Raw genomic sequence first — 13,384 nt, 5'->3', positions numbered from 1 at the left:
GACGTTCAACGTGGTCAAGTACTTGCTAAACCAGGTACAATCAAGCCACACACTAAATTCGATGCAGAAGTATACGTACTTTCTAAAGAAGAAGGTGGTCGTCATACTCCATTCCTTAACGGTTACCGTCCACAGTTCTACTTCCGTACAACTGACGTAACTGGCGCTATTCAGTTACAAGAAGGCGTTGAAATGGTTATGCCTGGTGACAACGTAGAAATGTCAGTAGAATTAATTCACCCAATCGCAATGGACCCAGGTCTACGTTTTGCGATTCGTGAAGGTGGTCGTACTGTAGGTGCTGGTGTTGTTGCGAAAGTAACTCTATAATCCGATAAGTGAATATATATAGATCGGGGGTTTGGGTTTCCGATTTGTATTCTAGGTCAGTAGTTCAATTGGTAGAGCGTCGGTCTCCAAAACCGAATGTTGGGGGTTCGAGTCCCTCCTGGCCTGCCATTTTTTTAAAAAAAAGCTTGATGCTGGTTAAATTGTCATATAATAAGTCGCGAAGCCTACGACGAGTACAAAAATGTCGAATGATAAATCGCGTGACGCATTAAGCGAAGCGCCAATTCCACAAAGAAATAATCCTATTGAAGTTGTTCACTCTGGTTCCCCTTTAGATATAGTTCTATGGGTTATCGCATTGATTTTATTGATTGGTGCGACCATGGTGGGTCAGTATTTGCCAGCGTATTGGGCACCTGCGAATAATGTTTGGGTGCGCGTTGGTGTGATTTTGGCTTGTATCGTAGCGGCTTTGGGTTTATTATACGCCACCCATCAAGGCAAAGGCTTTGTTCGTTTATTGAAAGATGCACGAATAGAGTTACGTCGTGTGACTTGGCCTACTAAGCAAGAAACAGTGACCACATCTTGGCATGTTCTTGCGGTTGTTGTAATCGCCTCCATTGTTCTATGGTGTTTTGATTATATTTTAGGCTGGTTAATGAAGTTTATTATCGGGTAAGAGAGCTATGAAACGTTGGTACATTATTCATGCCTATTCAGGTTATGAAAAACAAGTGTTGCGCTCACTTAATGATCGAATCCAGCGTAGCGCTGTAGCCGATAGCTTTGGTGAAGTCCTTGTTCCTACTGAAGAAGTGGTGGAAATGAAGGATGGTAAGAAGCGTAAATCAGAGCGTAAATTCTTTCCAGGCTATGTATTGGTCGAAATGGAAATGAATGATGATACTTGGCATATCGTAAAAGAATGTCCAAAAGTACTCGGTTTTATTGGTGGTACTGCTGAAAAGCCTGCACCGATTACGCAAAAAGAAGCTGATGCGATTCTTGCGCGTGTACGTAATACTGGTGAAGCACCTCGTCCTAAAACGATGTTTGAGCCAGGTGAAGAATTACTTGTTGTTGATGGTCCATTCACTGACTTTAAGGGTGTGGTGGAAGAAGTTCAATACGAGAAGTCACGTTTAACGTTGACTATTAATGTATTTAATCGACCAACTCAAGTTGAGCTCGAATTTCGCCAAGTCGAAAAAGCGAACTAATTTAAGTTGGTTGAAAAACGCCCGATTTGTTATGAGTCGGGCATTGTTGTTGTAACAGTTTTGTTACATGAATAGCGTTGGGGAGCCTAGCGGCGTTTGTACCCAGAGGTAATTTGAAATGGCTAAGAAGATTGACGGCTATATCAAGCTGCAAGTTCCAGCTGGTAAAGCGAATCCATCTCCACCGATTGGTCCTGCATTGGGTCAACGTGGTGTTAACATCATGGCATTCTGTAAAGAATTCAATGCTGCAACGCAAAAAGTTGAAGCGGGTCTTCCAATTCCTGTAGTGATTACTGTGTACAACGATAAGTCGTTCACATTCATCATGAAAACTCCTCCTGCTGCTGTTCTTCTTAAGAAGGCTGCTGGTATTTCTAAGGGTTCAGCTGTACCTAACAAAACTAAAGTTGGTAAGTTGACTCGCGCTCAATTAGAAGAGATTGCGACTACTAAAGAACCAGATTTAACTGGTGCTGATTTAGACGCACGTGTACGTACCATTGCTGGTTCTGCGCGTTCTATGGGCTTGGAAGTGGAGCTATAAAAATGGCTAAATTAACGAAACGTCAAAAAGCTATTGCGACAGTTGTTGAAGCTCAAAAAGTTTACACTTTAGAAGAAGCAGTTCAGATCCTTAACGATCTTCCAGCTGTTAAATTCAAAGAATCTTTGGATGTTTCAGTAAACCTAGGTGTTGACCCGCGTAAATCTGATCAGGTTGTTCGTGGCGCGACTACACTTCCTGCAGGTACAGGTAAAACTGTACGTGTAGCTGTGTTTGCTCAAGGTGCTGCTGCTGAAGCTGCTAAAGCTGAAGGCGCGGACATTGTTGGTTTTGAAGATCTTGCTGAAAGTATTCAAGCCGGTAATCTTGACTTCGATGTTGTTATTGCTGCTCCAGATGCAATGCGTGTTGTAGGTAAGTTGGGTACGATTCTTGGTCCACGTGGCTTAATGCCAAACCCGAAAGTGGGTACTGTAACTCCTGACGTAGCTGGCGCTGTTCGCAACGCTAAAGCTGGTCAAGCGCGTTACCGTGTAGACAAAGGCGGTATTATCCATGCTGCGATTGGTCAGGTTGGCTTTGAAGCTGCTGCGATCCGTCAAAACCTTGAAACGTTGGTTGCTGATTTGAAAAGATTAAAACCAGCGACTTCTAAAGGTATTTATATCAAGAAGATCACTGTGAGCTCTACTATGGGTCCTGGTCTTATTGTTGATGTAGCAAACGTTTCTAAATAAGTCTCGACTTATTACAGAATTTTAAAGCCCTGACTAAAATTTTAAGCAATGCTTAAAATTTTACGCAAAAAAAATCACATATTGATTGTTTTTGTGGTGTTTTACACATTAGGCAAACTTTGAATTGATAGATGTAAGTTTATCAGCGTCAAAGACCTCGGGCGAGGGGAGTCTTTCGGGATTCACTTCTTAAAAGTCCAGTCCGAGTAGACGCGGTGGTGTGATTTATTCCTCCTCCGCGTGTAAGTCAAATCCTTGTTGACTTACGAATTGGGAGTGTACTCGTTTGAGTACATAAATCACCGTTAGGAGGTTTTACAATGGCTCTTCTTATTGAAAGCAAAAAACAGATCGTTGCTGAAGTAGCTGAAATTGCTTCTACAGCGCTCGCTGCCGTTGTTGCTGACTACCAAGGTTTAACCGTTGGGCAATTAACAGCTCTTCGTGTTGAAGCTCGTAAACTAGGTGTTGCTACACGTGTTGTACGTAATACTTTGGCTAAACGTGCTCTTCAAGATACGCAATTCGCGATTTTGAATGATAACCTTGTTGGCCCAACAATCTTAGCATTCTCAACTTCTGAAGACGATATGGGTGCAGCTGCACGCTTGTTCGAAGAATTCGCTAAAACTAACAAAGCATTTGAATTAAAGGCTGCTGCATTTGACGGCAAACTTTATCAAGGTGAAGAAATTAGTGTTATCGCGAATCTTCCGAACCAAGAAAAAGCGCTTACTATGCTCGCATCTGTTCTTCAAGCTCCTATTTCGAAATTGGGTCGCTTACTTACAGCGCTTCAAGAGAAAAACGAAGCTCCAGAAGTTACAGAAGTTACCGAAGCTTAAATCTACCTTCACACCACTCAATACCCATTTGGAGTTACTCTCATGGCTTTAACAAACGAAGAAATCCTAAACGCAGTTGCTGAAAAAACTGTTCTTGAACTTGTTGAACTTATTTCTGCTTTCGAAGAGAAATTCAACGTATCTGCTGCTGCTGTAGCTGTAGCTGCTGGTCCTGCTGCTGCTGCTGCTGAAGAACAGTCTGAATTCAACGTTGAGTTGACTTCTTTCGGTGCTAACAAAGTAGCTGTAATTAAAGCAGTTCGTGAAGTTACTGGTCTTGGCTTGAAAGAAGCTAAAGATTTAGTTGAAGGTGCTCCACAAATTCTTAAAGAAGGTATTTCTAAAGAAGATGCTGATGCACTTAAAGCTAAACTTGAAACTACTGGTGCTACAATTACTGTTAAGTAATTTGGCTAGGGGTCTAATTTTAAATTGACCCCGAAATTTGGCTGATGGCTCTTGGGTCATCAGCCTTTTTGCGTTACAATTATCGGCTCGATTTTTGTTTGATTGGTGTGAAAAGCATCAATTGCTATAATAAATTAATAATATCAAACATTTACCAATATTTTTTCATATTTGAAAATATTGCTAAGCGTTTTAATACCACTAAAAATTGCAGCATTTGTAAAAAGTGGTGGCCATATCGGCCTGTGTAATTCCTTCTAGACCCGTTCTGCAGGCGGGCTTAGTTTACTTTCCGAGGACTCCAGATGGCATACTCATATACCGAAAAGAAACGGATTCGTAAGAATTTTGGTAAATTGCCTAGCGTCATGGATGCTCCGTACTTGCTTTCGATTCAAGTCGACTCGTACAGAACATTCCTACAAGATGGCAAAACTCCAAAAAACCGCGAAGATATCGGTCTCCAAGCCGCATTTCGTTCAGTTTTTCCTATTGAAAGTTATTCTGGCAATGCTGCTTTAGAATTTGTTGAGTATAGTCTTGGTAAGCCTGAGTTTGATGTACGTGAATGTATTTTACGTGGTTCGACTTATGCAGCACCAATGCGCGTAAAAATTCGTTTGATCATCAAAGATCGCGAAACCAAATCGATTAAAGACGTACGTGAACAAGAAGTGTACATGGGTGAAATGCCACTCATGACCGAAAATGGTACTTTTGTTATCAATGGTACTGAGCGTGTAATTGTTTCTCAATTACATCGTTCACCAGGTGTATTCTTTGACCACGATAAAGGCAAAACACATTCGAGTGGTAAAGTTCTTTATTCTGCACGCATCATTCCTTACCGTGGTTCATGGTTAGACTTTGAATTTGATGCGAAAGATTTAGTCTATGTCCGTATTGACCGTCGTCGTAAATTACTCGCGACTGTGGTACTTCGTGCATTAGGCTATAGCAACGAACAAGTCTTAGACATGTTTTACGAAAAAGTACCTGTGTATCTTGACATGGGTAGTTATCAAATTGACCTTGTGCCTGAACGCCTGCGCGGTGAAATGGCTCAATTCGATATCACTGATGCTGACGGCAAAGTGGTTGTTGAACAAGGTAAACGTATTAATGCACGTCATGTACGTCAAATGGAAGCATCTGGCTTAACGAAGTTAGCTGTTCCTGATGAATACTTGTATGAGCGCATCACTGCAGAAGATATCAAATTACATGATGGCGATATCGTTCCTGCTAATACTGTGCTTAGTCATGAAGTAATGGTGAAGTTGGCAGAAGGTGGTGTTAAACAATTTAACATTCTATTTACCAATGACATCGATCGTGGTTCTTTCGTTGCGGATTCTTTACGTGTAGATACGACTTCAGGTCGTGAAGAAGCACTGGTAGAAATCTACAAAGTAATGCGTCCAGGTGAGCCACCAACAAAAGAAGCTGCTGAAAACTTATTCAATAACTTATTCTTCTCTACAGAGCGTTATGATTTATCACCTGTAGGTCGTATGAAGTTCAACCGTCGTTTGGGTCGTCCATACGATGTGGGTACAGATCAGAAGTCACGTGCGATTGAAGGTATTCTTTCAAACAGTGACATTACCGACGTATTAAAAACACTGGTTGAAATTCGTAACGGTAAAGGTGAAGTCGACGATATCGACCACTTGGGTAACCGTCGCGTACGTTCAGTTGGTGAGATGACAGAAAACCAATTCCGTGTTGGTTTAGTTCGTGTAGAACGTGCTGTTAAAGAGCGTTTAAGCCAAGCTGAAACAGATAACTTGTCTCCACAAGATTTGATCAATGCGAAACCAGTTGCTGCTGCAATCAAAGAATTCTTTGGTTCAAGCCAATTGTCTCAGTTTATGGATCAAAATAATCCATTGTCTGAAATTACACACAAACGTCGTGTATCAGCACTTGGACCCGGTGGTTTAACACGTGAACGTGCAGGCTTTGAAGTGCGTGACGTACATCAAACTCACTATGGTCGTGTATGTCCAATTGAAACGCCTGAGGGACCAAACATTGGTTTGATCAACTCACTTTCAGTGTACGCAAAAGCAAATAACTTTGGTTTCCTAGAAACGCCATACCGTAAAGTTATTGATGGTCGCGTAACCATGGATATCGAGTATTTATCTGCAATTGAAGAAGTAGGTACTGTGATTGCGCAGGCCGATTCTGGTGTAGATAAAAATGGTACGTTGACTGAGGAATTTGTTTCAGTCCGTCACCAAGGTGATTTCGTACGTATGCCACCTGAAAAAGTGACGCATATGGATGTTTCTGCTCAACAGGTTGTATCTGTTGCAGCATCACTGATTCCGTTCCTTGAACACGATGATGCCAACCGTGCATTGATGGGTTCAAACATGCAACGTCAGGCTGTGCCGACTTTGATTGCTGACAAGCCGCTTGTTGGTACAGGGATGGAAGCAAACGTAGCGCGTGACTCAGGTGTATGTGTTATTGCAAACCGTGGTGGTCGTATTGAATTCGTTGATGCGTCTCGTGTGGTTATTCGTGTAAACGAAGAAGAGATGATCGCAGGCGAAGCGGGCGTAGATATCTACAACCTGATCAAATATACGCGTTCGAACCAAAACACTTGTATTAACCAAACGATTGTTGTGAAACTTGGCGATAAAGTTGCTTGTGGTGACGTATTGGCTGATGGTCCATCAACGGATGGTGGTGAGCTTGCGCTAGGTCAAAACATGCGCGTCGCGTTCATGACGTGGAATGGTTATAACTACGAAGACTCGATCTTGTTATCTGAGCGTGTGCTTCAAGAAGACCGTTTAACCTCGATTCATATCCAAGAATTATCATGTGTCGCACGTGATACTAAATTGGGTGCTGAAGAAATCACTGCCGATATCCCGAACGTGGGTGAAGCAGCGCTTTCTAAACTTGATGAATCAGGTATTGTTTACATCGGTGCTGAAGTGACTGCTGGCGATATCCTTGTCGGTAAAGTAACGCCTAAAGGTGAAACGCAGTTAACACCAGAAGAAAAATTGCTTCGCGCAATCTTCGGTGAAAAAGCAGCTGACGTGAAAGATTCATCTTTACGTGTTCCATCGGGTACGAAAGGTACTGTGATTGATGTTCAAGTGTTTACACGTGACGGTCTTGAAAAAGACGAACGTGCTCAAGCAATTGAAAAAGCGCAGTTAGATGCTTACCGTAAAGACTTGAAAGAAGAATACAAAATCTTCGAAGAAGCAGCACGTGAACGTATTGTTCGTTTGTTGAAAGGTCAAGAATCGAATGGTGGTGGTACAACTAAACGTGGTGACAAACTTGTCGAAGACATGTTGTCTGGTTTAGAGCTTGTCGATCTACTTGAAATTCAACCAAATGATGAAGGTATTGCTGAGCGCTTAACTCAAATTCAAGTGTTCTTGAAAGAGAAGAGCATCGAAATTGATGAGAAATTTGCTGAGAAAAAACGCAAACTTTCTACAGGTGATGAACTTACAACTGGCGTATTAAAAGTTGTTAAAGTTTACTTGGCTGTAAAACGTCGCATCCAACCGGGTGATAAAATGGCGGGTCGTCACGGTAACAAAGGTGTTGTTTCTAATATCTTACCCGTTGAAGACATGCCACATGATGCTCATGGTGTCCCTGTTGATATCGTGTTGAACCCACTGGGTGTACCGTCACGTATGAACGTGGGTCAGATTCTTGAAACTCACTTGGGTATGGCGGCAAAAGGTCTTGGCGAAAAAATCGACAAGATGCTTCAGCAGCAGCGTACAGTGATTGAACTTCGTGAATTCTTAGACAAGATTTACAACAAAGTGGGTGGCGAGCAAGAAGATCTTGATAGCTTAACCGATGATGAAGTTATGATTCTTGCGGGTAACTTGCGTAAAGGTATTCCTTTGGCTACACCAGTATTTGATGGTGCAAATGAAGATCAAATTAAAGAGTTATTAGAACTTGCAGACATTCCACGTACAGGTCAAACAGTCTTGTATGACGGACGTACAGGTGAGCAGTTTGACCGTCCAGTAACTGTAGGTTACATGTACATGTTGAAACTGAATCACTTGGTTGATGACAAGATGCATGCGCGTTCTACTGGTTCTTACTCACTTGTAACGCAACAGCCATTGGGCGGTAAAGCTCAATTCGGTGGTCAGCGTTTTGGTGAGATGGAAGTCTGGGCGCTTGAAGCATATGGTGCAGCGTATACGTTGCAAGAAATGCTTACTGTGAAGTCGGATGACGTTGAAGGTCGTACTCGCATCTATAAGAACATTGTAGATGGTAACCATTATATGGATCCGGGCATGCCTGAATCGTTCAACGTATTGACCAAAGAGATCCGTTCTTTAGGTATCAACATTGAACTGAAAAATGGTGACTAAGTAACCATTCAATCCCCCCCTTGCGAAGCGATGCTTCTCACCTTTTGAGAAAGGGCAAGGGAGGGTTGTTCAGTTAAAAAACAATATTTGTGACCCAGCCGGGAAGCGAAAATCTTCTTGGCACACGGAGAAAAAAATTGAAAGACTTGCTCGATATCATGCGCAAAAAGACGGATTCAGACGGTCATGCTCCAGTAGAGTTTGATCGCATCCGTATTGGTCTTGCGTCACCAGAAATGATTAAGTCATGGTCTCACGGTGAAGTTAAAAAACCAGAAACCATTAACTATCGTACGTTTAAACCAGAACGTGATGGTTTATTCTGTGCCAAAATTTTTGGTCCAGTTAAAGATTACGAATGCTTGTGTGGTAAATACAAGCGTATGAAATACAAAGGCGTCATTTGTGAAAAATGTGGCGTTGAAGTCACTACTGCAAAAGTTCGTCGTGAGCGCATGGGTCATATTGACCTAGCATCTCCAGTGGCGCACATTTGGTTCTTGAAATCATTACCATCTCGTATTGGTCTATTATTAGATATGACTTTACGTGATATCGAACGTGTATTGTATTTCGAATCATACGTTGTAACTGATCCGGGTATGACTCCGATGGAGAAATACCAACTTCTAAACGATGAAGAATACTTCACAGCGTTAGAAGAACACGGTGATGAATTCAGCGCGAAAATGGGTGCAGAAGCGATTCAAGATTTGTTGAAAGACATTGATCTTGAAAATGAAATTTCGCGTCTTCGTGAAGAAATTCCACAAACCACTTCAGAAACGAAGCTTAAAAAAGCCTCTAAACGTCTGAAGTTGATGGAAGCATTCAAAGAGTCGAACAACAAACCAGAATGGATGGTGTTGACTGTATTACCAGTTCTTCCACCAGATCTTCGTCCGTTAGTTCCGCTTGAAGGTGGCCGTTTCGCGACGTCTGACTTGAATGATCTTTACCGTCGTGTGATTAACCGTAACAACCGTTTAAAACGTCTTCTTGACCTTTCAGCGCCAGACATCATCGTACGTAACGAAAAACGTATGTTGCAAGAGTCTGTAGATGCGTTGCTTGATAACGGTCGTCGTGGTCGTGCAATCACAGGTTCGAACAAACGTCCGCTTAAATCTTTGGCCGATATGATCAAAGGTAAACAAGGTCGTTTCCGTCAAAACTTGTTGGGTAAACGTGTTGACTATTCAGGTCGTTCGGTAATTACCGTAGGCCCGACTTTACGTTTGCATCAATGTGGTCTTCCGAAGAAAATGGCACTTGAGTTATTCAAACCATTCATCTTTGCAAAACTACAAGCTTCAGGTCAAGCAACCACCATTAAAGCTGCGAAGAAAATGGTTGAGCGCGAAACCCCAGAAGTTTGGGACGTTCTTGCTCACGTGATTCGTCAACATCCAGTGATGTTGAACCGTGCGCCTACACTTCACCGTTTGGGTCTTCAAGCATTTGAACCGATCCTGATTGAAGGTAAAGCAATCCGTCTTCACCCCCTCGTTTGTGCTGCGTTTAACGCCGACTTCGACGGTGACCAAATGGCGGTACACGTACCATTAACAATCGAGGCTCAGTTAGAAGCTCGTGCCTTAATGATGTCGACCAACAACATCTTGTCTCCAGCCAATGGTGAGCCAATCATCGTACCTTCTCAGGACGTGGTCTTGGGCTTGTATTACATTACCCGTGATGCAATCAATGCCAAAGGTGAAGGCATGGTGTTTGCGGATACTGATGAAGTAAACCGTGCGCTTGCTACAGGTCAAGTGAACTTACACGCTCGCGTAAAAGCACGTGTACATCAAACGGTGATTGATGAAGACGGTAATCGTGAAGATCAAACGATTATTGTAGATACGACTCCAGGTCGTTGTTTGCTTTGGGAAGTTGTTCCTAAAGGAATGGACTTTCAGCAAATTAACGTTGAGATGAATAAAAAGAACATCTCGAAGTTAATTAACTCTTGCTACCGTAAATTGGGTCTTAAAGATACCGTTATCTTTGCGGATCAATTGATGTACTTGGGCTTCCGTCAAGCGACGCGCTCTGGTGTATCTGTTGGTATGGAAGATATGCTTATTCCACCAACGAAATATACGATTATCGAAAAAGCAGAAACTGAAGTTCGTGAAATTGAACAACAGTTTGAACAAGGTTTCGTAACTGCTGGTGAGCGTTATAACAAAGTGGTCGATATTTGGGCGCGTACCAATGACCAAGTTGCTAAAGCGATGATGGACAACTTGTCTTTTACCACTGTTAAAAACAAACAGGGTGAAGATGAAAAGCAAAAATCATTCAATAGTATCTACATGATGTCTGACTCTGGTGCCCGTGGTTCGGCAGCTCAGATTCGTCAGCTTGCGGGTATGCGTGGTTTGATGGCGAAACCAGATGGTTCGATCATTGAAACCCCAATTAAAGCAAACTTCCGTGAAGGTTTGACGGTACTTCAGTACTTCATTTCAACACATGGTGCACGGAAAGGTTTGGCCGATACAGCACTTAAAACTGCGAACTCGGGTTACTTGACTCGTCGTCTGGTAGACGTAGCGCAGGATTTAGTGATCAATGAACCTGATTGCGGTACTTTAAGCGGTCTGGTGATGACTCCATTCATTCAAGGTGGCGATGTAATCGAAAACCTGGGTGCCCGAGTTCTTGGTCGTGTTGTTGCTGAAGATGTGAAACGTGCTGGTTCTGACGAAGTCATTCTTCCACGCAATACTTTGATTGACGAAAAACTTGCTGCCTTCATTGAAGACGCGGGTGTTGACGAAGTTAAAGTACGTTCAGTAGTAAGCTGTGAATCGACTTTCGGTGTGTGTGCGAAATGTTATGGTCGTGACCTTGCACGTGGTCATCAGGTAAATCCTGGTGAGTCAGTTGGTGTAATGGCTGCACAATCAATTGGTGAGCCGGGTACCCAGTTAACCATGCGTACATTCCACGTGGGTGGTGCTGCAAGCCGAACTTCTGCTGCAAATAATATTCAAGTACGTAACAAAGGTACTGTACGTTTCCATAATGTGAAAACTGTACAACATGCCAAAGGTCACTTAGTATCAACTTCTCGTTCAGGCGAAATTGGTATTGCTGATGACTTAGGCCGCGAACGTGAACGCTACAAAATTCCATACGGTGCGTCGATCATCTTGAAAGATGGCGAAGCTGTAGCAGCTGGCGGTATCGTTGCAACTTGGGATCCGCATACACATCCACTGGTAACTGAAGTTGCTGGTAAAGTTCGTTTCAGCCAAATCGCTGATGGCGTAACTGTGACATCGAAAACTGATGATGCAACAGGTATGACGACAATTGAAATCTTACCAGTGACTTCACGTCCTGCGTCAGGTAAAGATTTGCGTCCTGCAGTAGTGCTTGATACCACTGATGGTGGTGAACAGTTCTACTTCTTGCCACAAAGCACAATTCTTTCTGTCCGTGATGGCGAAACGATTGGTGTCGGTGACGTAATTGGTCGTGTACCACAAGAAACTTCACGTACTCGTGATATTACCGGTGGTCTACCGCGTGTAGCTGACTTGTTCGAAGCACGTAAACCGAAAGAACATGCAATCTTGGCTGAAATTTCAGGTGTTGTAAGCTTCGGTAAAGAGACTAAAGGTAAAAACCGTTTAGTGATTACTCCAGATGATGGCTCTGAAATTTATGAAGAGTTGATTCCGAAATGGCGTACCATGAACGTGTATGAGGGTGAGCATGTGAACCGTGGTGAAACCGTTTCTGACGGCCCACAAAATCCACATGACATCTTGCGTCTTAAAGGTGAAGTGGCGTTGACTAACTACATCGTGAACGAAGTTCAGGACGTTTATCGTCTGCAAGGTGTAAAAATCAACGACAAACACATTGAAGTGATTGTTCGTCAAATGTTGCGTAAAGTTGAAATCACTGATGGTGGTGATACGAGCTTCATTAAAGGTGAGCAAGTGGATTACATCCGCATGGTTGCTGAAAACCAAGCTGTACTTGCTCAGAACAAGTTCCCAGCGAAGTATGAACGCCAATTGATGGGTATTACCAAAGCATCACTTTCTACTGACTCGTTCATCTCTGCTGCATCGTTCCAGGAAACAACACGTGTGTTAACTGAAGCGGCTGTGACAGGTAAAGAAGATGAATTACGCGGTCTGAAAGAGAACGTTGTTGTGGGTCGTTTGATTCCAGCGGGTACAGGTCTTGCGTATCATTTAGAACGTCGTCGTCAGGAAGCAGAAGCTGCTGAACACGAACTTGTAAATGACTTTAGTGATGTAGATCAAGCATTAAGCCAAGCATTTAACCAAGAATTTTAATTCCTAGTTAATGTTTAAAAAAGGCGCGTCACCAAGTACAGAGTGAATACTATGTACTTGTTTAAAAAAGTTAACTAATTATTGATTTTTAATATAATTAGTTAGCCGTAAAAAATACACACTATGTAAATAGTGTGTATTTTTTTGTTTATGGAATTAAAGAATCTAAAAAAGTATTGTAAGCATTCATTTGGAATAACTCTTGAGCAAGAATTATTTTTCTTTTGTTTATTTCTACTTCTAAATTTGGAAAATCAATAAGCGCTTGCTTCGCACTAGAAATCTGCTTTTCAATAAAATCTTTTTTTGCTTTTAATTCACTTGTTTTCTTTTTCAGTTCTGAAAAATGGTATTGATTAGATTTAGTTTTTAAATTTTTCCTATATTCATTCATCTTTTCAGATTCGGAAAACAAAGATAGCCTATGATTTTTTATATTGACCTCTTTATATAAGTAGCCTTCCTTAACAAGTTTCCTGAGTAATCTATAAAAATTTTCTTTGTACACGACAAAAATCATATTTCGATTTTAGTAATCGATTACAGCATCGCAATTGATCAATGATATTTAGTATTTTTGAATCATCTTGATGGAAAAGTGCATACTTCAATCCCTCAACAATTAAATCAAAACCAAGTCTAAACAAGCT

The 13,384-nt window shown here is 42.0% G+C and carries 9 protein-coding genes, 1 tRNA gene and 1 pseudogene; 10 read left to right on the top strand and 1 reads right to left on the bottom strand.

Features of this window, described 5'->3' with window-relative positions:
- From B9T25_RS14320 to rpoC, 10 genes and pseudogenes are all read left to right on the top strand, one after another.
- A pseudogene (locus B9T25_RS14320) lies at positions 1 to 330 on the top strand (elongation factor Tu); the annotation flags it as partial.
- A gap of 53 nt (positions 331 to 383) precedes the next feature.
- Positions 384 to 459: transfer RNA gene (locus tag B9T25_RS14315), tRNA-Trp, on the top strand.
- 73 nt (positions 460 to 532) lie between these two features.
- The gene (gene secE, locus B9T25_RS14310) at positions 533 to 973 is read left to right on the top strand and encodes a preprotein translocase subunit SecE (protein ID WP_086189084.1); all 441 of its coding nucleotides are present in this window, start codon (positions 533 to 535) and stop codon (positions 971 to 973) included.
- Between the two features lie 7 nt (positions 974 to 980).
- Positions 981 to 1,514 carry a transcription termination/antitermination protein NusG gene (nusG, locus tag B9T25_RS14305; protein WP_086189083.1) on the top strand — a complete coding sequence of 178 codons (534 nt, stop codon included), beginning with the start codon at positions 981 to 983 and terminating at the stop codon, positions 1,512 to 1,514.
- A 118-nt stretch (positions 1,515 to 1,632) separates the two neighbouring features.
- On the top strand, positions 1,633 to 2,061 hold the full coding sequence (rplK, locus tag B9T25_RS14300) for a 50S ribosomal protein L11 (RefSeq protein ID WP_004650656.1): 429 nt from the start codon (positions 1,633 to 1,635) through the stop codon (positions 2,059 to 2,061).
- Positions 2,062 to 2,063: 2 nt separating this feature from the next.
- On the top strand, positions 2,064 to 2,759 hold the full coding sequence (gene rplA / locus B9T25_RS14295) for a 50S ribosomal protein L1 (RefSeq protein WP_086189082.1): 696 nt from the start codon (positions 2,064 to 2,066) through the stop codon (positions 2,757 to 2,759).
- 320 nt (positions 2,760 to 3,079) lie between these two features.
- Entirely contained in the window at positions 3,080 to 3,604 is a 525-nt protein-coding gene (rplJ, locus tag B9T25_RS14290) for a 50S ribosomal protein L10 (RefSeq protein WP_086189081.1), read from the top strand.
- Between the two features lie 42 nt (positions 3,605 to 3,646).
- Entirely contained in the window at positions 3,647 to 4,012 is a 366-nt protein-coding gene (rplL, locus tag B9T25_RS14285; RefSeq protein WP_086189080.1) for a 50S ribosomal protein L7/L12, read from the top strand.
- A gap of 305 nt (positions 4,013 to 4,317) precedes the next feature.
- On the top strand, positions 4,318 to 8,406 hold the full coding sequence (gene rpoB, locus B9T25_RS14275) for a DNA-directed RNA polymerase subunit beta (protein ID WP_086189078.1): 4,089 nt from the start codon (positions 4,318 to 4,320) through the stop codon (positions 8,404 to 8,406).
- A gap of 137 nt (positions 8,407 to 8,543) precedes the next feature.
- A complete protein-coding gene (gene rpoC / locus B9T25_RS14270) occupies positions 8,544 to 12,734 on the top strand; it encodes a DNA-directed RNA polymerase subunit beta' (RefSeq protein ID WP_086189077.1) in 4,191 nt (1,396 codons plus the stop codon).
- Positions 12,735 to 12,882: 148 nt separating this feature from the next.
- Here the strand turns inward: rpoC and B9T25_RS14265 are convergent, their stop codons facing one another.
- Positions 12,883 to 13,242 (bottom strand): hypothetical protein, encoded by a 360-nt coding sequence (locus B9T25_RS14265; protein WP_143222483.1) that lies wholly within the window; start codon positions 13,240 to 13,242, stop codon positions 12,883 to 12,885.
- Positions 13,243 to 13,384: the final 142 nt, after the last annotated feature.

Source organism: Acinetobacter sp. ANC 4470 (assembly GCF_002135335.1).
In the GTDB taxonomy this organism is placed as follows: domain Bacteria; phylum Pseudomonadota; class Gammaproteobacteria; order Pseudomonadales; family Moraxellaceae; genus Acinetobacter.
The sequence above is the reverse complement of the archived record's forward strand: the minus strand, read 5'-3'. Positions and strand labels throughout refer to the sequence as shown.